At 68.4% G+C, this 20,548-nt stretch carries 23 protein-coding genes, 1 pseudogene and 1 riboswitch; of the genes and pseudogenes, 16 read left to right on the top strand and 8 right to left on the bottom strand.

Going from position 1 to position 20,548, the window contains the following annotated elements; all coding sequences use genetic code 11:
• Positions 1–428, bottom strand: a pseudogene (locus MLGJGCBP_RS05430) (NAD(P)(+) transhydrogenase (Re/Si-specific) subunit alpha); the annotation flags it as partial.
• Between the two features lie 270 nt (positions 429–698).
• Between MLGJGCBP_RS05430 and MLGJGCBP_RS05425 the strand changes: the two are divergent.
• Together MLGJGCBP_RS05425 and MLGJGCBP_RS50345 are read left to right on the top strand one after the other, a co-directional pair.
• Positions 699–1,100, top strand: a complete 402-nt coding sequence (locus tag MLGJGCBP_RS05425) for a DUF488 domain-containing protein (RefSeq protein WP_072945947.1) — start codon at positions 699–701, stop codon at positions 1,098–1,100.
• Positions 1,097–1,261 carry a hypothetical protein gene (locus MLGJGCBP_RS50345; RefSeq protein ID WP_201452972.1) on the top strand — a complete coding sequence of 55 codons (165 nt, stop codon included), beginning with the start codon at positions 1,097–1,099 and terminating at the stop codon, positions 1,259–1,261. The genes MLGJGCBP_RS05425 and MLGJGCBP_RS50345 overlap by 4 nt, the downstream gene beginning before the upstream one ends.
• An 11-nt stretch (positions 1,262–1,272) precedes the next feature.
• Here MLGJGCBP_RS50345 and MLGJGCBP_RS05420 read toward each other — a convergent pair whose 3' ends face one another.
• Entirely contained in the window at positions 1,273–2,814 is a 1,542-nt protein-coding gene (locus tag MLGJGCBP_RS05420) for an AMP-binding protein (RefSeq protein ID WP_160094355.1), read from the bottom strand.
• 167 nt (positions 2,815–2,981) lie between these two features.
• Here MLGJGCBP_RS05420 and MLGJGCBP_RS05415 point away from each other — a divergent pair, with 167 nt between their 5' ends.
• Positions 2,982–3,800 carry a maleylpyruvate isomerase family mycothiol-dependent enzyme gene (locus MLGJGCBP_RS05415; protein WP_160094354.1) on the top strand — a complete coding sequence of 273 codons (819 nt, stop codon included), beginning with the start codon at positions 2,982–2,984 and terminating at the stop codon, positions 3,798–3,800.
• Positions 3,801–3,805: 5 nt separating this feature from the next.
• Positions 3,806–4,489 carry a Type 1 glutamine amidotransferase-like domain-containing protein gene (locus tag MLGJGCBP_RS05410; RefSeq protein ID WP_160094353.1) on the top strand — a complete coding sequence of 228 codons (684 nt, stop codon included), beginning with the start codon at positions 3,806–3,808 and terminating at the stop codon, positions 4,487–4,489.
• Between the two features lie 29 nt (positions 4,490–4,518).
• Here MLGJGCBP_RS05410 and MLGJGCBP_RS05405 read toward each other — a convergent pair whose 3' ends face one another.
• Complete coding sequence (locus tag MLGJGCBP_RS05405; RefSeq protein WP_011594545.1) at positions 4,519–4,848, bottom strand: hypothetical protein; 330 nt, start codon at positions 4,846–4,848, stop codon at positions 4,519–4,521.
• Positions 4,849–5,361: 513 nt separating this feature from the next.
• On the opposite strand from MLGJGCBP_RS05405, the gene MLGJGCBP_RS05400 reads away from it, so the two are divergent.
• From MLGJGCBP_RS05400 to MLGJGCBP_RS05375, 6 genes are all read left to right on the top strand, one after another.
• Positions 5,362–6,735, top strand: a complete 1,374-nt coding sequence (locus MLGJGCBP_RS05400) for an FAD-binding oxidoreductase (protein ID WP_160094356.1) — start codon at positions 5,362–5,364, stop codon at positions 6,733–6,735.
• A 110-nt stretch (positions 6,736–6,845) separates the two neighbouring features.
• The gene (locus MLGJGCBP_RS05395) at positions 6,846–8,036 is read left to right on the top strand and encodes a DUF4185 domain-containing protein (RefSeq protein WP_160094352.1); all 1,191 of its coding nucleotides are present in this window, start codon (positions 6,846–6,848) and stop codon (positions 8,034–8,036) included.
• Between the two features lie 64 nt (positions 8,037–8,100).
• Positions 8,101–8,376 carry a GNAT family N-acetyltransferase gene (locus tag MLGJGCBP_RS05390; RefSeq protein WP_012688515.1) on the top strand — a complete coding sequence of 92 codons (276 nt, stop codon included), beginning with the start codon at positions 8,101–8,103 and terminating at the stop codon, positions 8,374–8,376.
• Positions 8,360–8,899, top strand: coding sequence for a DUF3558 domain-containing protein (locus tag MLGJGCBP_RS05385; RefSeq protein WP_160094351.1), 540 nt, complete (start codon positions 8,360–8,362; stop codon positions 8,897–8,899). Before MLGJGCBP_RS05390 ends, MLGJGCBP_RS05385 begins: the two co-directional genes overlap by 17 nt.
• On the top strand, positions 8,896–9,423 hold the full coding sequence (locus MLGJGCBP_RS05380) for a DUF3558 domain-containing protein (RefSeq protein ID WP_160094350.1): 528 nt from the start codon (positions 8,896–8,898) through the stop codon (positions 9,421–9,423). Before MLGJGCBP_RS05385 ends, MLGJGCBP_RS05380 begins: the two co-directional genes overlap by 4 nt.
• An 83-nt stretch (positions 9,424–9,506) precedes the next feature.
• A complete protein-coding gene (locus MLGJGCBP_RS05375; RefSeq protein WP_160094349.1) occupies positions 9,507–10,748 on the top strand; it encodes an MFS transporter in 1,242 nt (413 codons plus the stop codon).
• On the opposite strand, the gene MLGJGCBP_RS05370 is transcribed toward MLGJGCBP_RS05375, so the two are convergent.
• Positions 10,741–12,294, bottom strand: a complete 1,554-nt coding sequence (locus MLGJGCBP_RS05370) for a carboxylesterase/lipase family protein (protein ID WP_160094348.1) — start codon at positions 12,292–12,294, stop codon at positions 10,741–10,743. The two genes, MLGJGCBP_RS05375 and MLGJGCBP_RS05370, sit on opposite strands and share 8 nt — an antisense overlap.
• A 112-nt stretch (positions 12,295–12,406) precedes the next feature.
• Between MLGJGCBP_RS05370 and MLGJGCBP_RS05365 the strand changes: the two genes are divergently transcribed.
• From MLGJGCBP_RS05365 to MLGJGCBP_RS05345, 5 genes are all read left to right on the top strand, one after another.
• On the top strand, positions 12,407–13,084 hold the full coding sequence (locus tag MLGJGCBP_RS05365; protein ID WP_160094347.1) for an NUDIX hydrolase: 678 nt from the start codon (positions 12,407–12,409) through the stop codon (positions 13,082–13,084).
• Between the two features lie 57 nt (positions 13,085–13,141).
• A riboswitch (TPP riboswitch) is annotated at positions 13,142–13,237 on the top strand.
• Positions 13,231–13,953 (top strand): TenA family protein, encoded by a 723-nt coding sequence (locus MLGJGCBP_RS05360; RefSeq protein WP_087558995.1) that lies wholly within the window; start codon positions 13,231–13,233, stop codon positions 13,951–13,953. It overlaps the preceding riboswitch by 7 nt.
• Positions 13,938–14,996, top strand: coding sequence for an ABC transporter substrate-binding protein (locus MLGJGCBP_RS05355; RefSeq protein WP_160094346.1), 1,059 nt, complete (start codon positions 13,938–13,940; stop codon positions 14,994–14,996). Before MLGJGCBP_RS05360 ends, MLGJGCBP_RS05355 begins: the two co-directional genes overlap by 16 nt.
• The gene (locus tag MLGJGCBP_RS05350; protein ID WP_087558879.1) at positions 14,974–15,795 is read left to right on the top strand and encodes an ABC transporter permease; all 822 of its coding nucleotides are present in this window, start codon (positions 14,974–14,976) and stop codon (positions 15,793–15,795) included. Before MLGJGCBP_RS05355 ends, MLGJGCBP_RS05350 begins: the two co-directional genes overlap by 23 nt.
• On the top strand, positions 15,788–16,600 hold the full coding sequence (locus tag MLGJGCBP_RS05345) for an ABC transporter ATP-binding protein (protein WP_160094345.1): 813 nt from the start codon (positions 15,788–15,790) through the stop codon (positions 16,598–16,600). Before MLGJGCBP_RS05350 ends, MLGJGCBP_RS05345 begins: the two co-directional genes overlap by 8 nt.
• 12 nt (positions 16,601–16,612) lie before the next feature.
• On the opposite strand, the gene MLGJGCBP_RS05340 is transcribed toward MLGJGCBP_RS05345, so the two are convergent.
• Positions 16,613–17,971 (bottom strand): WS/DGAT/MGAT family O-acyltransferase, encoded by a 1,359-nt coding sequence (locus MLGJGCBP_RS05340; RefSeq protein ID WP_201452971.1) that lies wholly within the window; start codon positions 17,969–17,971, stop codon positions 16,613–16,615.
• Positions 17,972–18,149: 178 nt separating this feature from the next.
• On the opposite strand from MLGJGCBP_RS05340, the gene MLGJGCBP_RS05335 reads away from it, so the two are divergent.
• On the top strand, positions 18,150–19,139 hold the full coding sequence (locus tag MLGJGCBP_RS05335) for an alpha/beta hydrolase (RefSeq protein ID WP_160094343.1): 990 nt from the start codon (positions 18,150–18,152) through the stop codon (positions 19,137–19,139).
• Between the two features lie 10 nt (positions 19,140–19,149).
• On the opposite strand, the gene MLGJGCBP_RS54185 is transcribed toward MLGJGCBP_RS05335, so the two are convergent.
• From MLGJGCBP_RS54185 to MLGJGCBP_RS05320, 3 genes are all read right to left on the bottom strand, one after another.
• Complete coding sequence (locus MLGJGCBP_RS54185; protein ID WP_256974034.1) at positions 19,150–19,245, bottom strand: 4Fe-4S binding protein; 96 nt, start codon at positions 19,243–19,245, stop codon at positions 19,150–19,152.
• Positions 19,242–20,066 (bottom strand): FAD-binding protein, encoded by an 825-nt coding sequence (locus tag MLGJGCBP_RS05325; protein ID WP_236580933.1) that lies wholly within the window; start codon positions 20,064–20,066, stop codon positions 19,242–19,244. The genes MLGJGCBP_RS54185 and MLGJGCBP_RS05325 overlap by 4 nt, the downstream gene beginning before the upstream one ends.
• Before the next feature lie 149 nt (positions 20,067–20,215).
• Positions 20,216–20,548: RNA-guided endonuclease TnpB family protein (locus tag MLGJGCBP_RS05320; protein ID WP_160094342.1), on the bottom strand; the 333-nt coding region annotated here is incomplete at its 5' end.

The raw sequence follows: 20,548 nt of genomic DNA, 5'->3' as shown, positions 1-20,548 counted from the left end.
TTCGCCTGCGACGACAGTGCGTCCATCACCTGGGCGCGGGAGATCCGCGGGATCGCCTCGACCGCGAACGCCTGCACGCCGGCCGTCTTCAGCGCGGCTACCTGATTGTCCTGATTGCGGGGGGCGAGGAACCCGATCAACGTCTGCCCGGCATGCAGCCGGCCCACTTCCTCGTCCGACGGCGGCGCGACCTTCACGATCACATCCGCCGACCAGGGGTCGGCGATCTTCGCGCCCACCCCGGTGTACAACTCGTCCGGAATCAACGCGCCCAACCCGGCACCCGACTCGACCACCACGTCGACGCCCTTGGCGATCAACGACGCCACGATCTTCGGCACCAACGCCACCCGACGCTCACCGTCGTTCGATTCCCGAACGACGCCGATCGTCGGGCGCGCGGTGGACGCGCTCTGCGATGTATCCATGTATCGACTTCCTGCGGTAGATGGTGTGTGTGCCGCGACGAGCGGCGATCAACCGATGACGAGCGGGAAAAAATTCCCCCGATTCGACTGAGTTAGCTGATAGTAGCCAGAGAACGCGTGACGTAGGGAACAGAGAACGCCGTGCGTACGCGTCTGAATCGAGTCCGAACAGTCGTTCTCACAGATCTTTCTGCTCGTTTGTGAACCCGATCACAGGGCGATTCGTCGTAGTCTGACGGTAGACAGCCGCAAGGAAGCGGAGGTTCGGCCATGAGCAAACCGAAGGAACGGAGCGCGGAGGACGTCACCGCGGATCCGCCGGTGATCGTCGAGCGGGTCTACGACCATCCGACCGAGGGCGACGGACTACGTCTGTTCGTAGACCGGCTGTGGCCTCGGGGGCTGCGCAAGGACGCGTTCCATTTCGACGACTGGGCCAAGGACCTGGCGCCGTCGACGGAGTTGCGTCATTGGTACTCGCACGACGTCGCCGCGTTCAGCGAGTTCCGCGAGCGGTACGTCCACGAGCTCGATTCGCCGACCGGCCGGAAGGCGGTCGCGCGGGTGCAGGAACTCGCGCAGGGGCGGCCGATCGTTCTGCTCACGGCGACGAAGGACGTCAGCCACAGTCATGCCGAGGTCCTCGCCGAATACATGCTGGATCGGTTGTGACGCCTTCCGGCGACGAGGTCCCGCCCATCGCCGAGGCGGACGACGACCTCGGCGGCGATCCGGTGTGCTGGCTCGACCGCGTGTGTCCCGACTGCGGGTTGTTCCTCACCGACCGGACCGCGAGCACCTGCCCCCGCTGCGGTGCGGCGCGGGACAGGTGACGGTCGGGGGGTCAGCCGGCGTTCAGGTACCGCGCGCGGAGTTTGTGCTTGACGAGTTTGCCGGTGGGGGTGCGCGGCAGGTCGTCGGAGAAGTCGATGCTGCGCGGCGCCTTGTAGTGACTGACCCGCTCCCGCACGTAGTCGAGTAGCTCGCGGGCGACGGCGTCCGACGGCTCCACCCCGTCGACGAGTTGCACGACGGCTTTGACCTGTTCGCCCATCTCCTCGTCGGGCACCCCGATCACCGCGACGTCGAACACCTTGGGATGCATGGTGAGAACGTTCTCCGACTCCTGCGGGTAGATGTTCACTCCGCCCGAGATGATCATGAACGCGGCGCGGTCCGTGAGGTAGAGGAAGCGGTCGGAGTCGATGTACCCGATATCGCCGCTCGTCGTCCACGTCGGGTGGTCGGGGTGCGTCGCGGAGTCGGTCTTCGCGGGGTCGTTGTGGTACTCGAACGGCCGTTCGTCCCGTTCCCAGTAGACGGTTCCGACGTCGCCGACGGGGACATCCGCGCCGGTCTCGTCGCAGATGTGCACGATGCCCATGACCCCGTCGTGGCCCACCGACCCGGGCTTGGCGAGCGCCTGTGCGCTGTCGATGAACGTGGCACCGGCGCCCTCGGTGGAGGCGTAGTACTCGTGAACGACCGGTCCCCACCAGTCGATCATCGACCGCTTGACGTCAGGCGGGCACGGCGCGGCCGCGTGGATCGCCACCTTCAGGCTCGACACGTCGAACTTGTCGCGAACGTCCTTCGGCAGCTTGAGCATCCGGACGAACATCGTCGGAACCCACTGACTGTGGGTCACCCGGTACTCCTCGATGAGCCGCAGCGACTCCTCGGCGTCGAAGCGGTCCATCAGCACGATCGTGCCGCCGACGGAGGTGATGGTGCCGCAGAAGCGCAGCGGCGCGGCGTGATACAGGGGTGCCGGGCACAGATAGACGGTCTCGGAATCGAATCCGTACATCGGGGCGAACACGGCCGTGTACGGGTCCGTCGTCGTGTCCACTTCGCCTTCGGGGAGTGCGGGTTTGATCCCCTTGGGCCTGCCGGTGGTGCCCGACGAGTACAGCATGTCCTGTCCGCGGGGCTGGGAATCGAGCGGTGCGGCCGACTGCGCCGCCACGGCGTCCTCGTAGTTGTCGAATCCGTCCAGTGCACCGCCGTAGACGAGCCGGTGGCGGACGCGGGGCAGCTGATGCGGGTCGCGGGGCACGGCGCCGGCCGCGTCGGCGGACACGATGAGAACCTCGGCTCCGCAGTCGTCGACGACGTAACCGGCTTCCTCCGAGGTGAGGTGCCAGTTCACCACGGTGATGTACAGCCCGGATCGCAGCGCAGCCCAGTACACCTCGAGGACACGGAGGTCGTTGCTCGACACGAGCGCCAGGTGGTCCCCGACCTTCAGGCCGAGCGAGCGCAGGTGCCGGGCGAGGCGGGTGGACCGCTCGTCCAGCTCCCGGTAGGTCAGCCGCTCCCCCGTCGAGGGACGTATGACGGCCGGCTTGTCCGGGGTGGTCGCCACGAAGTTTCCAGGGAACATCCGCACTCCTTTTGTTAATGGAGATTCTCACAATCGGTCTACCACACCGAACCCCGGACGGGGAGGCCTTCGACGCTCTCACCGGCGCATTCGCCCGCCCGCGGCGAAAATGCTCGGACTCTCCGGCAGAAGGTCCTAGAGTTGAGGCAAAAGGAGGCGTACGACCCGTGAATGCCCTGCAGAAGGAACCGATCCTCGACGCACTGTTCGAGGAATGGGACGTACTCGACGACGTGCTGTCCTCGTTGTCCGGCGACGCGTGGTTCACGCCCACTGCGCTGCCCGGATGGACGGTGCACGACGTGACCGCGCATCTGATCGGCACGGAGTCGCTGCTCGCCGGAATCTCCGCGCCGCACACCACCATCGACGTCCGCGGCCTCGCCCACGTGCGCAACGAGATCGGCGCGTTCAACGAAGAGTGGGTGGAGGGCTTGCGGGGGTGCTCCGGCCCCGAGATGCTCGAGCGCTTCCGGATGATCGTCGCCCGCAGGCGGTCGGAGCTGGGCGAGATGACCGACGAGATGTTCGAGGCCGAGGCCACCACACCCGTCGGGCCGGCACCGTATCTCCGGTTCATGCGCATCCGCCTGTTCGACTGCTGGATGCACGAGCTCGACCTGCGGGACGCGCTCGGGATGCCCGGCGACGAGGGCGGCCTGCGCGGGGAGACGGCGTTCGCGGAGATCGCAGGCGCCGTCGCATTCCTCGTCGGCAAGCGCGGCAAGGCCCCGGACGGGTCGAGGATCACGCTCGAGCTGACGGGACCGCTCGCCCGGAACATTCACATCGCCGTCGACGGCAGGGCCGCGGTGGTCGACGAACTGCCGTCGGAGGCCACCACGACGGTGACTCTCGACTCCCGGCTGTTCACCCGGCTGGCGGGTGGCAGGACGACGGCCGCGGACCACCGCGACGAGATCGCGTTGCGCGGCGACACCGACGCGGGCAAGCGGATCGTCGACAACCTCGCGTTCACGATCTGACCGCGGTGCGCCTGTTCCTGTCCTCGTACCGGTTCGGTGCGGATCCCGCGCCGCTGCTGTCGCTCGTCGGCCGTCCGGGGCGCGTCGGGGTGATCGCGGCGGCGGCGGACGCGTGGCCGCGGACGGCGCGGACGTCGGCGGTCGTGAGTGACGTGATGCCGCTGACGCGCCTGGGCTTCACCGCGGAGGAGGTGGATCTACGCGACTACGTCGGCGACGACGGGCAGCCGTGTGCAGCCGCGCTGAGGCAGCGGCTCGACGAGTTCGGCTTGGTGTGGGTGCGCGGCGGGAACACGTTCGTGTTGCGCGCGCAGATGGCCCGGAGTGGGGCTGACCGGGTGATCCCGGAACTGTTGGCGAGCGATTCACTCGTGTACGCCGGCTACAGCGCGGGGGCGTGTGTGATGACTCCGACGCTGCACGGTCTCGACTCCTCCGATGACCCGGCGGAGGTGGTCGCGACGTGTGGCGTGGAGCCGCGCTGGGACGGATTGGGGATGGTGGGCTTCGCGATCGTGCCGCATTACCCGCCTGCGGAGCTTCCAGGGGCCGGGAACGCGGTGCCCTTGGAGGACGCGGCCGCCGTTCGGCGCACGGTCGACGCTCTGAGGCTCGCCGGCATCGAGTACCGCACCTTGACGGACGATCAGGCGATCGTCGTGAACGGAGATCGAACCGAACTCGTCTGACGACGGCGAGCCCTGCGGCGGGAGGGCCGTCAGCCGAAGACGGCGACCGGCACGGACGGGGTGAAGGGGGCGACGCGGTCGAGTGCGGCCCAGGTGACCTCGCAGCGCTTGGCGGTGACTTCGTCCGCGTCGGCGAGGAGCGTGTTCAGGAGGGTCTTCGGGTTCAGGCGCCATTCCTGGACCATCGACCGGACTTCCTCGTTGGTGAACAGTCCCGAACCGGCGAGTGCGAAGATCCATTCGTCGAACTCGCCACGGTGGATCTGCTCGATGGAGTCGTAGTCGATTCCACCATCGAGGAACTCGTACGAGAACATCGCGGAGATGTAGCTGCTGGGATCTCGGTGGAGTGCATTCATCGGTGCGGGTCCTTCCAGGGTCGGTGCGGCAAAACCCGGCCCCAACGGTGTTCTGGCTCACATTTCGTGAGAATCTCCGTTTGGGTGTAACGCCTCGCCGGTGTTTGACGATGCAAGACGCTAACCCGTAGAAGTGGGTTTTTGCATTGCCTGGTCGATACGATCCGGTAACAGAGTGACGATTGTGACCTGTGTTACACCCGATTTGTCCGGGTCCGCCCGGTTCGCGGGACGCCCCTACCTGCATTTTCCCCTCCGGGCACGGGTACATACCCCATCGGTGGACCCCTCGAAAAAATTCACCCCCCTGATCCCACATCGTGAGACTCCTACGCGTAAGTAACTAACAGATGGGCTATTGGCGGGTTGCTTTTGCACCGAACGTCCAGGTTGGAGCGATATCCGGGAAACACGGTCGGAATCGGTTCAGTTGGACGCATGACCAAATCGGGGACACTCGTCGTCCGCCGGGCTACCGTCGAGGTCCCCGACACCCGCATTCCAGGAGTCACGATGACGGTCACCGACGACGCACTCGCGGCGCTCTCGAGCACGCTCCCCCGAGGCTGCCTCGTCACCGATCCGGACGTCCTGGCGTCCTACCGCCAGGACTGGGCGCGCGACCCCGACGCTGTCCTTCCCCTCGCCGTCGCCCGCCCCACGACCACCGAGGAAGTCCAGGTGGTGATGCGCTGGGCGACCGAGCACCGCGTCCCCGTGATCCCGCGCGGCGCCGGGTCCGGGCTCAGCGGCGGCGCCACCGCCGTGGCGGGCAGCGTGGTGGTCAGCACAGAACGCATGCGCCGGATCGAGGTGGACCCGGTCACGCGGATCGCCGTCGTCGAACCGGGACTGCTCAACGCCGAGGTCAAGGCCGCGGCCGCCGAACACGGCCTCTGGTACCCGCCCGATCCGTCGTCGTTCGAGATGTGCTCGATCGGCGGCAACGTCGCGACCAACGCGGGCGGGCTGTGCTGCGTCAAGTACGGCGTCACCACCGACTACGTCCTCGCACTGCGAGTGGTTCTCGCGGACGGGACGGACGTGCGCCTGGGCGGGCCGCGCCTGAAGGACGTGGCCGGCCTGTCGCTGACCAAGTTGTTCGTCGGGAGCGAGGGAACGCTCGGCATCGTCACGGAGGCGACGCTGCGGTTGATCCCGGCCCAGCCGCCTGCGAGCACCCTCGTCGCGTCGTTCGCCTCCGTGCAGGCGGCCGCCGACACCGTGCTCGCCATTACCCGCACGCTGCGACCGTCGATGCTCGAGTTCATGGACCGCGCCTCGATCGGCGCCGTCGAGGACGCATTGAAGATGGGCCTGGACCGGACGGCGGAGGCGATGCTCATCGCCCGTTCGGACGCCCCCGGTGCGATTGCGGCCGAGGAGATTTCCGTCATGGCGGACGCCTGCACGGCGAACGGCGCGACCGAGGTCTTCACCACCGACGACCCCGACGAGGGCGAAGCGTTCGCCGCGGCAAGACGATTCGCGATCCCCGCGGTCGAAAGACTGGGCACCCTGCTCCTCGAGGACGTCGGGGTCCCGCTGCCGAAACTGCCTGCGCTGGTGGAGGGAATCGCGGCCATCTCCCGCAAGCGTGACGTGATGGTCGCGGTGATCGCCCACGCCGGCGACGGAAACACGCACCCGCTCATCGTGTTCGATCCTGCGGACGCCGCGATGGCCGAGCGCGCCCATCTCGCTTTCGGCGAGATCATGGACCTCGCAATCGCTCTCGGCGGCACGATCACCGGCGAGCACGGTGTCGGCCGCCTGAAGAAGGCCTGGCTGCCCGACCAGTTGGGCCCGGACGTCATGGAATTGACGCAGCGGATCAAGACGGCACTCGACCCGCTGGGGATACTCAACCCCGGAGCGATCCTGTAGTTACCCAGGTCGGGTGCGATACCCAATGGTTATCCAAGGGACTGGTGTGACAGGTGAGGTATTGCTAGCGTGACCGGACCGAACTCGACTCGTCGCAGAGAGGTGCGCTCGTGACCAGACTCCGCCGTGTCGCCTCCCTGGCGATGCCCGCCTTACTCGCGTCCACCTGCACGTTTTTCACGATGGCACCCCCTGTTGCGACGGCGGCGCCGTGCCTCGGCGGAACCGGCAGCCTCGGATCGAGTGGCTCGGGCCAGGGCATCAATCCCATCCCCTGGCTCAACGGCAGCGACGGCCGCCTTCCCGAGCTGCGTGGCAAAACTCAGGCAATCGCGCACATCACCGGGCCGCGCAGCCCCAACGACACGATCGGCAGGTTCCGGGTACTCGGCACCGACCTCGGCATCATGTGGGACAACGGCGGAGGCGAGATCCTCACCGCATTCGGCGACACCGTCGGGCTGAGCGACAACCCGCTGTGCGGTCTGGTCGGCGACTGGCGCAGCAACATCCTGCTGCGCAGCTCCGACAAGGACCTCACCGACGGGATGGGCATCGACAATTCCCCGGTCGATCTGCCGAATCATTCCAAGGAGATCATCCAGAGCCAGAAGATCCCGGGCGTGGAGCAGACCGTCATCCCCACCACCGGCATCTCGGTCGGCGCGGGTCCGGCCGCGACGCAGTACATCAACTACATGTCGGTGCGCAGCTGGGGCGCCCCGGGCGAGTGGGACACCAACGCGTCCGGCATCGCGTACTCCGTGGACAACGGCGAGAACTGGGTCACCGATCCCCTGACGCTGCGGCCCAACGTGCCGGGCACGGGCGCCGAGAACTTCCAGATGGGCTCGTACGTCAAGCACGACGGATTCGTCTACGCGTTCGGCACCCCGTCGGGGCGGTCCGGCGACGCCCGGTTGTCGCGGGTGAAGGAGGCGGACCTCCGGAACCTCTCGCTGTACGAGTACTGGGACGGCAAGGGGTGGGTGAAGGCCAACGCCACCGTCGCCACACCGGTGATCCCGGGACCCGTCAGCGAGTTGTCCGTGCAGTACAACGAATACCTCGGTCAGTTCGTGGCGATGTACACCGATGCCGGCAACTCGGTGGTCATGCGCCGGTCCGACCACCTCGAATCCGGCTGGAGCGAACCCGAAGTGCTCGTGAGCAGCCGGGACGTGCCCGAGCTGTACGGCGCGTACATGCACCCGTGGTCGAAGGGATCCGACCTGTATTTCCTGGCCACCACCTGGTCGGACTACAACGTCATGCTGCTGCGCACCAACCTGGCGGACTGACGTAATCTGCGAGTGACAGCGTGCGCGGGACAGCGCGCACGCCACACGAGCAGAGGAGCGATCTGTGGCGGCCACGGTGGAACACGACGTGTCGGAATCCCGGTTCGAGATCTACCTCGACGGCCAGCTGGCCGGATACGCCGACTACTTCGAGCGGAACGGCGCCCGCGACTTCCACCACACCGTGACGTACCCGCAGTTCCGCGGGCAGGGTCTGGCGGCCGTGGTGGTGAAGGCCGCCCTCGACGACACGAAGTCCAGTGGGCTCTCCGTGATCCCGTCGTGCTCGTACGTGGAGAAGTACATCGCCGAGAATCCGAGCTATGCGGAGCTCGTCTGATCCGCTCCGCCCGGCCGTCCGCGCGGCATGTCTTCTCGCCGCGACGGTAGTGCTGGCCGGCTGCGGTTCCGGCGGTGGTTCCGACGCCGGTCCGGCGTCCGCACCGACAAACTCGGTGGCCGCGCAGCCCGGCCCGTTCGTGGGTGAATGCGGCTCGCTGACCGACGCCGAGGTGTACGAGCGGGCGGGGATCGCCGGTCTCACCCCGGTGTCGCGGAACGGCATCAAGTGCCGGTGGGAAGCGGACGGCGGCGAACGGTACGTGATGTTCACCTGGTACCGCGGCAGCCCCATCGACCGGGAGCGCGCGGTGGCCAAGGGCATCGGTCACGAGGTCCACGACCTCGAGATCGCCGGGCATCGCGGATTCTCCTCGCAGAACGTCGGGTTCTGCGAGGTCGCGCTCGGCACCGGTTCCGATTTCGTGCACTGGCTGGTCCGCTACGGCGCGGGCAGTGCACCCGCCGATCCGTGCGAGGCCCCGACCGCGCTCGGCCGGCTGACGCTGGAGAAGGCCAAGTGAGCGGCGCCCGGCGACTCGCCGCGGCGGTCGCGTCGGTGATGGTGCTGGCCGGCTGCGGCACCTCCGTCACGGGCACTCCCCTGCCCGAGGGCGCCGCGTCCTCCGACGGCGGCGGCTCGCCGCAATTCGACAAGCTCCTGCGCGAATGCGACGCCGTCCCCGACGACAAGATCGCGGAGACACTGCACGGCGCAGGCATCGACCAGTACTTCTACGGTGCGGTGTGCATGTGGACGGTGTCGTCCGCCGCCGGATCGATCGACGTCACGTTCGGCTGGTTCGAGAACAACTCGCTGCAGCGGGAGCGAACGGTGGCCGACCAGCTGGGCTATCAGGTGGAGGCCACGACGATCGCGGGCACGTCGGCGTTCAGCGCCCGGCGGCCGGGTGATTCGGCGGCGTGCGGGATCACCGCCGCCTACTCCGGTGTCATCACGTGGTGGGTGCAGCAACGGTCTGGGACGGGCGACCCGTGCGACGGCGCGCGCACGCTCGCCGAGTTGACTCTGCAACGCAACCAGTAGCGGCCGAAATTCGCTCGCGGTGGCCACGACCTCGCTGTTAGCGTCGAAGGACCACCGACCGAGCCGACCAGAGGACCCTTGCCGTGACCGCCACCGAGACGGCTGTAACTCGCCGGTTCGGGCCCCTGATCCTGCTGAACGTCGCGACGCTGTTCTCCTCCACGGGCAACGGGATCGTGATCGTCGTGCTGCCGTGGCTCGTGCTCGAGCAGACCGGTCGCGCGTCGGACGCCGCGATCGTCGCGGGCGCGGCCACCCTCCCGCTGCTGCTGTCGAGCCTGTTCGCGGGCACGTTCGTCGACCTGTTCGGACGACGCCGCACGTCGCTGATCTCCGACTGCCTGTCGGCCCTGTCCGTGGCGGCCATCCCGGTGATCGCGAACACGACGGGCCTCACCGTCACGGTGATCGCCGTCCTCGCCGCGATCGGCGCCGCGTTCGATCCGGCCGGCATCGCGGCCAGGGAGTCGATGCTGCCCGCCGCCACGAAGTCCGCGGGGTGGTCCCTCGACCGGATGAACAGCCTCTACGAGGCCAATTACAACGTGGCGTATCTCGTCGGCCCGGGCATCGGCGGCGTGCTCATTGCCACCGTGGGTGCGGTGAACACGTTGTGGGTCGCGGCCGCCGGTTTCGTGCTGTCCGTCGCGACGATCGCGTTCCTGCGTCTCGAGAACGCCGGCCGACCGGACACCGCCACGCGCCCGACGTCCATCTGGCACGGCACGCTCGAGGGGCTGAAGTTCGTGTGGCACAACCGGCTCCTGCGCACCATCGCTCTCGTGGACATGGCGGTGGTCGCGCTGTACATGCCGGTCGAATCGGTGGTGTTCCCGGTGTACTTCACCGAGCTCGACAAGCCTGCACAGCTGGGTTCGGTGCTGATGGCGCTCAGCATCGGCGGTGTGGTGGGCGCCCTCGCGTACGGACCGCTCGCGCCGTTCGTGTCGCGCCGGATGCTGATGGTGGTGGCGGTGACGGTGCTGGGCGCGGCGATGGTCGCGATGGCGTTCCTGCCGCCGCTGTGGGCGATCCTGGCGCTGGCTCTCCTGCAGGGTCTGGTGTTCGGTCCGGTCGGCCCGATCGCCAACTACGCCATGCAGACTCGCAGTCCGGAGCACATGCGCGGCCGGGTCACCGGGGTCATGACGTCCACCGCGTATGCGGCGGGTCCGCTGGGCTACCTGCTGGCCGGGCCCATCCTCGACAAGTGGGGAATCCAGCCGACGTTCTTCGTGCTCGCGATCCCGGTCCTGATCATCGGACTGGCGTGCTTCGCGCTGCCCGTGCTGAAGGAACTGGACGAGAAGGTGCCGGTCAGTTGAAGCCCATGACGTCGTTGCCCCACGCGACCCGCATCTCGTGGTCCGGGTCCTTCACGAGGGTGTCCGCGCCGTCGATCAGCAACGTGGCACGGTCCTCCTCGTCGTAGGGGGCCCAGTGCTTGGACCCGTCGAGGGCGGCGGGGACACCGTGCCGTGCGAACGCGAGCCACCGGCGCTGGATGCGGCCGGACACCTCGAGTGCCGTCTTCCGCCCGCCGAGCCAGAACGTCGGGTCGATGTTGAGGGTGTCGAAATTGCCGAAGACATACGGGAGTTCGGTGGCGTGCCCGGCTCCGATGCGTGCGGCCTTGAGCATCGGCGTGGCCTGGTCGAACCGGTACATCCACGTCGGCGAGTGCCTGCTGTGGGCGTCGGCCACCCACAGGGCGGGCATCCGGAACGCCGCGTCGCGGGACATCGCGAGCGCGCCCTTCGGTTTCCCGCGGTCCGGGTACGCCGACAGGATGTCGGCGAGGCGGGCCGCGGGCAGTTCCGGGTGATCCGTCGCGATCGCCCGCAGCATCTCCTGCACCGAATCCGAAGTGACCGGCAGCAGAGGCGATTTCATGAACTTGAAGATCGACGACTCGTCCTTGTTGGAACCGATGATGAGGGGGATGCGGTGGGAGTAGCCCTTCTGGAACGCGGCCACCGGGTAGCGGGGCAGGAAGTCGCGGTCCACCACGGGCGCCATGGCGAGTGTGCCGGGAATCTTCGTCGGGACCTCGTTGACGAGCGTGTCGCTGGCCTCGATGATCGTGCGGTACGGGAGGCGCAGCAGCGTGTCGATGCGGTCGCGTTCCACGTCGAGGATGTCGAGGAACTGTTTCGCGACGGTGGCCCCCCGTTCGCTGCCGTACACCGACGTGGCGGGTGGGCTCTGGGCGATCGCGCGGTGGAACAACCCGTCCGCGTTCGGGCACGTCATCAGCGTGGTGATCGACCCGGCTCCCGACGACTCCCCGAACACCGTCACCTCGTCCGGGTCACCGCCGAAGAACGCGATGTTCTCGCGCACCCATTCGAGGGCGGCGACCTGGTCGCGCAGCCCGCAGTTGGTCTCGAACACCCGATCCGCCGTCGAGAACGACGACAGGTCGAGGAAGCCGAGCGCCCCCACCCGGTAGTTGAACGAGACCAGCACGACGTCGCCGAGAGTGGACAGGATCCGACCGTTGTAGATGCCCTGAGCAGCGGTTCCCAGGCAGTAGGCGCCGCCGTGGATCCACACCATCACCGGCCGCGGGGTGCCGTCGGGCCGGGGTGCCCACACGTTGACCGACAGGCAGTCCTCGTCCATCTCGAGTCCGGCGTCGATCGGGACGGCGGTGCCGTGGCCCTGCGGGGCCATCGGGCCGAAGTCGACGCAGTCGCGCACGCCGTCCCACGGGGCGGGCGGGACCGGCGCCCGGAACCGCAGATCGCCGACGGGGGCCGCGGCGAACGGGATGCCCTTCCACGCGTAGACGTCGCCTTCGGGGTAGCCGCGCACGTCGCCGTCCCGGGCGCGGACGACGAGTGTGTCGCCTGACTTCTCGACATCCACGGCCGAATCTCCTCACGCAGCGCGTACGGGAATCTCTCGCCAAACTACCAACGATGCGCAGGCAGGACCGTTCGAACGTGACATAGATCAACCGCGCGCTAACATTTCCTCCGTGGCCGCATCGACCGATCCCGAGGGCAAGAGCCTCCTCGACTATCCGCGGCCGTCCGTGGCGGTCGACGTCGCCGTCCTCACCGTGGACGGCGCCGATCTGAAAGTTCTTGTGGTCCCGCACCGTTCGGGCCGGCTCGCGCTTCCGGGCACCTTCCTCCACGAAGGCGAGCGTCTACGGGACGCCGCCGAACGGTGCCTGCGGATCAAGGCCGGCCTGGCGGGCGCCGAGTTCCACCAGCTGGCAATGTTCGACGACCCCGCCCGCGACGATCGCGGGTGGGTGCTGTCGATGACACACGGGGCGGCACTCCCCCGCACGGCACTCCCCCGCGACGCCCTGCTGATCCCCGTCGACGGCGACCGGGTGACGCAGCACCTCGCGTTCGACCACGCGGACGTCGTCACGCTCGCCGTCGCCGACCTGCGCGAGCGGTACGCGCGGTCCGTCGACCCGTCGGGGCTGGTCGGCGACACGTTCACGGTGCTCGAACTGCGCCGGGTCTACGAGGTGGTGTTCGGCCGCCCCCTCCCGAAGGACTCGTTCCGCCGGCACATGATGCCCGCTCTCGAGCACACCGGCGACATGGCCGTCGTCGGGACGGGCAGGCCCGCCGAGATCTACAGGCGCGGCCCCGCGGCCCTCCCGCCGGGCGCGGCCGCGTTCCTCGCCGGCTGAGCCCGGCCACCCACCCGGGCCTTTCCGTTCGCGGCACGGCCGGTGCTAGGGTCGGCTTGTTCTGACACGGGGTGCTCCGCACGGGCGGGGCTGAGAACACACCCGGGAACCTGCTCAGGTAATGCTGACGAAGGGATGTCAACGTTGTGAATAGCTCTGTCCAAGGTGCTGCGGGCGCAGGCCAGCACGCCCGATTCACGGACCACTTGTGGGACCGGACCAAGGTGCTGCGCGAGGCGATCGACGAACTCGAGTTCCTGCGCCGCCTCGGCGACGGAACGCTGCCGCTGGACGTGTTCCGCACGTACATCGAGCAGGATTTCCTGTACCTGACCGGGTACGCGAAGGCCCTGTCCCTGGTCGCCGCGCATGCGCCGGGTCCCGTCGAGGCCGGCTTCTGGGCCGGCTCGGCGGCCGAGGCCGCGACGGTCGAGGCGACGTTGCACCAGAACCTCCTGACCAGCGGGCGACTCCCCGCGTCGGACGTCGAACCGCAGCATTCGCAGGCCTGCCTCGGGTACATCTCCTACCTGACGGCCGTCGCCGCCACCGAGCCGTACGCGGTGTCCGCCGCCGCGGTGCTGCCGTGCTTCTGGATCTACGCGGACGTGGGACGCCGGCTGGCGGCGAGCGCCCGCGAGGTGCTGTCCGCCGACCCGTCGCACCCGTACGCACAGTGGGTGACCACGTACGACGCGGAGGAGTTCCACGCCGCCGTCGCGAAGGCCCGCGAACTCGTGGACGCCGCCGCGGAGGCCGCGACCGACACCCAGCGCGAGGCGATGGTGGAGGCGTTCACGATCGCCAGCCGCTACGAACTCATGTTCTGGGACACCGCACTCAACAAGCAGGAATGGCCGGCGTCGTGACACTTTTCTCCCGCACCAAGCGTTTCTCCCGCACCAAGCGCGCTGCCACCGCAGCCGTCATCCTCGTCTCGGCCCTGTCGATGCTCACCGGCTGCGCCGGCGACTCGCAGTCCGACGACACCATCCGGTTCGCACTCGACTGGACGCCGAACACCAACCACACCGGTCTGTTCGTCGCCCAGCAGGAGGGCTGGTTCGCCGACGCCGGGCTCGACGTGCAGGTGCTGCCGTACAACGACACCTCGCCCGACACCCTCGTCGACGCAGGCAACGCCGAGTTCGGCGTGAGCTTCCAGAGTTCCGCGACGTTCTCGAAGGCCGCGGGCGCCCAGACCACATCGGTCATGGCCCCGCTGCAGCACTGGGCGACGGGCATCGCGGTGAAAGCGGATCGCCCCGACATCACCCGCCCCCGGGATCTCGACGGCAAGATCTACGCCGGTTTCGCGGACCCGGACGGCGAGGAGACGCTGAAGCAGATCATCCGGAACGACGGCGGCAAGGGCGAATTCACCACCGTCACGCTCGGCACGTCGGCGTACGAGGCCGTGTACTCCGGCACCGCCGACTTCACCGTGTCGTTCTTCGGCTGGGAGGGCATCGAGGCCGAGCACCGAGGCACCCCGATGCGCTACTTCCACTACACCGACTACGGATTCCCGGACGCGTACGCACTCGTCATCGAGGGCAACGAGCAGTGGATGGACGAGCACCCCGAGCAGGCCCGCAAGTTCGTCCAGGCCCTGCAGCGCGGCTACCAGTTCGCCGCCGACCGGCCGGACGAGGCCGCACAGATGTTGATCGACGCCAATCCCGGCGCCTTCACGGACGAATCCCTCGTGCGGGAGAGCCAGCAGATGCTGTCCTCCCAGTACATGAAGGACGCGTCCGGAAAGGTCGGGACACAGACGGCCGAGCAGTGGGCGGGATACTCCGGTTTCCTGTTCCAGCACGGCCTGCTCACCGGCCCCGACGGGGCACCGCTGACCACGGAACCCGACTGGTCGACCTATTTCACCAATGAGTACCTCGCTCAGCCCTGACCCGACCGTCCGGACCCCGGCCCCGGGCACGTCCCCGCTGCTGCGGCGGGTGCTGCCCGCGGTCGTGGTCGTGGCACTGCTGGTGGTCGCGTGGCAGGTGTACGTGACGGTCAGCGGTATCCGGCCGCAGGTGCTGCCGTCGCCGCTGCGGGTCGTCCAGCAGGGCTGGAAGGCGCGGGACGCCATCTCCGGTCACGCCTCCGCCACGCTGCAGGTGACGCTGATCGGGTTCGCCGTCTCGCTGCTCTTCGCGTGGGCTCTCGCCGTGCTCGTGGACTTCTCGCCGTGGCTGCGACGCGCGTTCGTTCCGCTGTTCGTCGTGTCGCAGACTCTGCCGATCATCGCGATCGCGCCGCTGATGATCATCTGGTTCGGATTCGGTCTGCTGCCGAAAGTCCTCGTGATCGCCCTCGCCACGTTCTTCCCGATGACGATCGGCCTGATCGAGGGTTTCGCCGCCGCCGACCGGGAGGCGGGTGCGCTGTTGCGCAGCATGGGCGCCTCCCGGTGGCAGGAATTCCGCTACGTCCGGTTGCCCTCGGCGATTCCCCGGTTCTTCACCGCCCTGCGCATCGGCATCACGTACGCCGTGGTGGGCGCCGTGTTCGCCGAATACGTCGGGGCCACGTCCGGTCTCGGCATCTACATGGCCACGCAGAAGAACTCCTTCCGCACCGACCTCGTGCTGGCGGCGGTGCTCGTGACCGCCGTGATCAGCGTCAGCCTCTACCTGCTCACATTCGCGGTCGAACGCGTCGTCGCCCCCTGGATCAAGAACGAGAGGGCCCGGCATGAGTGACACCGCGCGCGTCGCACTGTCCGGACTGAGCAAGGGATTCCCCGTCCGCGGCGGCATCCGTCCCGTCCTCGACAACGTCTCGTTCACCGTCGAACCGGGCGAGTTCGTGTCGGTGATCGGCCCCAGCGGATGCGGGAAGAGCACCGCATTCGGCATGCTCGCCGGACTCGACCAACCGGACACCGGCACCGTCACGATCGGCGGCGAACCCGTGCGTCCCGCGGGCAGTGGCCCGTCGAAGTGCGCGTACATGCCGCAGAAGGATCTGCTGTTCCCGTGGCGCAGCGTCCTCGACAACACCACCCTCGGACTCGAGGTGCAGGGCGTGCCCCGGAAACAGGCGCGGGACAAGGCCCGGGAACTGTTCTCCGTCTTCGGTCTCGGCGGGTTCGAGGACGCCCGCCCCAGCCAGCTGTCCGGCGGGATGCGGCAGCGCGCCGCGATGCTGCGGACCGTCGTCCAGGACCGTCCGGTGCTGCTGCTCGACGAGCCGTTCGGCGCCCTGGATTCGTTGACCCGCACCGAGATGCAGACCTGGTTGCAGGACGTGTGGCAGCGCTACCGGTGGACCGTGCTGATGATCACCCACGACATCCGGGAGGCCGTCTACTTGTCGGACCGGGTGGTCGTGCTGTCCGCCCGGCCCGCCACCGTGCGCCGCGAGGTGACGGTGGGCCTGCCCCGCCCCCGCGAACTGTCGATGATGACGTCGCCCGACTTCGCGGACGTCGAACACGAACTGCTCGGCGTGCTGCACGAGGAATCGCGGCGGGCCCTCGTCGAGCAGGAGTCGGGCAGACGCTGAAACCGCGCTGCCTCACAGCAGTGCGGTTTCCAGTTCACCGAGGGCAGTCTCCAGGTAGTGGAGGATGCGTTGCAGGCTCGGCACCGAGCGGCGGCACCCGATAACACCGAAATCGAGGTTGCCGCCGTTGGTGGTGAGCGTGATGTTCAGCGCCTGCCCGTCCAGCACCACCGACGTCGGGTAGATGCCGTCCAGCCGGGACCCGTTCCAGTACATGGTCTTCCGCGGTCCCGGGACGTTGGAGATGATCACGTTGAACGGCGGCGGCGTGAAGCGGACGAACCCCGGCACCGGGGTCAGGGCGATCGGCGACATGTTGACCGCGGACCACGCCAGCGCCTGCAACGAGGTGAGGCTGCCGAACAATTCCTTCCCCTGCGACATGGACGCGGAGATCGCCGTCAGACGCTCCGCCGGGTCATCGACGTCCGTCGCCAGGTTGCACAGCGTCACACCCACCGCGTTGCCGCCGGCGTCGGCCTTCTGCTCGTCGCGCAGCGACACCGGAACCATCGCGATCAGCGGTTCGTCCGGCAGCGCGTTCTGCTCCTCGAGGTAGCCCCGCAGCCCCCCGGCGCACATGGCCATCACGACGTCGTTGACACTGACCCCGGCCGCCTTCCGCACGGCATGGATCCGGTCGAGCGGCCACGACTGCGCGGCGAACCGGCGCGCGCCACCGATCGGGACGTTGAGCATCGTGCGAGGCGCCTCGTACGGAAACCTCATGTCGTGCTGACCCATCGCGGTGCGGGCGATCCGCAGCGACGCCGGCGCGAGACCGGCCACGTCGCCGACCGTGCGGCGGACCCCGTTCACCACCGACCAGAGGTCGGGGGCGGCGGCTCCGTTCGCCGACGCCGACCGCGGCAGGTTCCACGGCGGCGGCGCGTCGCGCACGTCCGGGTCGGTCGACAGCGTCCGCATCAGCAGCCGCAGCCCGGAAACCCCGTCCATCAGCGAGTGGTGCAGTTTGGTGTAGATCGCGAACCGGCCGTCGGAGAGTCCCTCGATCAGATACATCTCCCACAGCGGGCGATGCCGGTCCAGGAGCGTGCCGTGCAACCGGGACGTCAGCGTCAGCAATTCCCGGACCCGGTACGGCGCAGGCAGGGCCGAATGACGCACGTGGTATTCGAGATCCACGTCCGCCTCGTCGGCCCACCACAGGTTCCCGAGACTGCCGACGGGGCCCGCCGGCTTCTTCCGGAACGTGGGGTCGACGTCCGTGTGCTTCAGCAGTGTGTCGTGCATCGACTTCACGTAGTCCGGTCCGGCATCCTCCGGCGGTGTGAACAATTCGAGCGACCCGACATGCATCGGATGCTCTCGCGATTCGCCGAGAAGGAATATCGAATCGGTAACCGGCATGATCCCCACCTGGACGTTCACCCCCGCTCGGTCACTATCCCATTACGACTTCCGCCTGGATGCTACGTCGGGCGTAGCGTCCGTGCGACCTACTTCGATGTAGACCGTACGGCGCAACGAGGTGGCAAACCTGAAGGCAGCACGTCGAAGGGCACCGAGGCCGGGACGGAGGCAGACAATGAGCACTGCGACTTACGAATTCTGCCCGTCACCGCTCCCGGTGACGCGGCGGGAGTTCGCCGGGACCAGCCTGCAGTCGGCGGCCCTCGCACACACCCTCCGCCGCACGGTCCGGCCGTTCCTCGACGGGTGGGCACGCTACCCCGAACTGCCGTGGCCCACCGGAGTCGTCGACCTGTTCGGGTACTCGCTCGGCCCCATCCACGGAACCCAGCGCAGGCCCGTCCGGCTGCCGCACTGCCGCGCCGAGTGGATCCGGCCTCCCGGTGAGCTCGGCGACCGGGCGATCCTCTACCTCCACGGCGGGGCGTTCCTGTGCTGCGGGATCAACTCGCACCGCCAGATGGTGTCCCGGATCTCGGCGGAGTCCCAGGCGTCGACGCTGAATGTCGAGTACCGGATGATTCCGCGGAACCCCATCCGCGCGGCCGTCCAGGACGGCGTCGACGGGTACCGGTGGCTGCTCGCGCACGGGTACACCGCAGACCGCATCGTCGTCGCCGGCGACTCGGCGGGCGGATTCCTGACATTCATGGTGACGCTCGAAGCTCTCCGTCAGGGTTTGCCGCGGCCCGCCGCGGACGTCGCCCTGTCGCCCCTCACCGACCTCGACCCGGTGAACAAGCTGGCCCATCCCAACGCCGACCTCTGCGCCGTCTTCCCCAAACGCGCGGTCGGTGCCCTGTCCAGGCTGATCGAACGCCTGGACACCCGGGGCGGGCACGAGCCGTCCACGTCACCCGTGGACGGCTCCCTCGCCTCCATGCCGCCGGCGCTGATCCAGACCGGGTCGCAGGAAATGGTGTACGTCGACGCGGAACTGATGTCCGAGCGGCTGTCCCAGGCGGGTGTGCCGTGCGAACTGCAGGTGTGGGAGCGGCAGGTGCACGTCTTCCAGGCCGCAGCCGGCCTGCTCCCCGAGGGCACCCGCGCCATCCGCGAGATCGGCCGGTTCATCCGCCGGGCCACCCCCGTGAGTACTTGTTAACCGCCGGCGGTTAGGAAGTACTCACAGGTGCGAACACATCCGTCGGGCAGACCTTGATGCAGATGTCGCACTGCACGCACCGGTCGGCGAGGACGACCTCGATCACGACGCCACCGTCCTGGTCTCGGCGGCGCCGTGTTCCGGCCGCACCCACACCTCGCCCAGTCCGCCCGACAGCAGGCGACGGGTCTGCGACGGATCGGTGTCGGGCAGGTCGGTACGCACGTGCATGCCGCGGGTCTCGGTCCGCGCCAGCGCGGAGTGGGTCGCCCACCGGGCCTCGGCGAGCATCGCGGCGGCCGAACGGGCCTGCAGCAGTTCCCGTTCGGCGCCGCCGAGCAGATCGGCCGCACCCGACCAGGCTTCGTCGAGGGCGGTCACGCTGTCCTGCAGGCTCGCCGCGCTGCGCCGGTAACTGCGCCGCAGCGGCAGGGTGTGCTCCTGGACCAGTCCGACGATGGCGCGCGACGCCTGCCGCCGGGCGGACGGGCCGCGCAGCCCGGCCGCTCCCGCGCCGCGTACTCCGTCGGGGACGGGACGTCCCCGCGCGAACCGGGCTGCCCCGGCGCCCGCCCACGTTCCCGACGAGATCGCCCAGGCCCCGTTGTGGCTGCCGCCGCCGCTGCGACCGCCGGTGATCAACTCGCGGGTGGCGGCATCGCCGGCTGCGAACAGGCCGGGAACGTCACTGGCACAGTCGGTGCCGGTGATTCGGATGCCTCCGGTCCCGCGCACCGTTTCCTCCAGCACCGCCCGCACGGGATATTTCTGGGTGAACGGGTCGATGCCCGCCTTGTCCAGCGGCAGAAAGTAATTCGGTTGCGACGTGCGCATGGCCGCGCGGATATCGGGCCGGGCCCGGTCCAGCCGCGCATACACCGGGCGGCCGGTGGCGAGGTGCGCCATCGCGGCGCCGCGCGCGGACAAGCCGCCGTCCCCGAGCGGCCCGCCGTCCGCGTCGTAGTACGTACGTGGCGAACTGCATCTTGACTTCCTTTCGGCCGTGAACGACCGAGATTCCCCGCGAGACTCACGTCCCAGGGTTCCTGTTTCACCGACAGTCGCCTCCCCGCACGTTATGTGCGGGGTGGTCTCACACCGTCTCCGCAGGCTGCCGCCGTCAGTCCGACGGCCAAAATATTCCTTGCCGCATTCACATCCCGGTCGTGGACGGCGCCACATGGGCATGTCCATTCCCGTACGTTCAGCGGCATCGTCGAGGCGATCTCCCCGCACACCGAGCAGGTCTTCGACGACGGACAGAACCGGTCGATCGCCACCACCCGCCGCCCGTACCAGTCGGCCTTGTACTCGAGCATGGTCCGGAACTCCGACCAACCCGCATCCGAGATCGCCCGAGACAACGACCGATTCTTCACCATGTTCCGCACACTCAGATCCTCGATGGC

The organism is Rhodococcus sp. T7, from assembly GCF_009872365.1.
In the GTDB taxonomy this organism is placed as follows: domain Bacteria; phylum Actinomycetota; class Actinomycetes; order Mycobacteriales; family Mycobacteriaceae; genus Rhodococcus_F.
The sequence above is the reverse complement of the archived record's forward strand: the minus strand, read 5'-3'. Positions and strand labels throughout refer to the sequence as shown.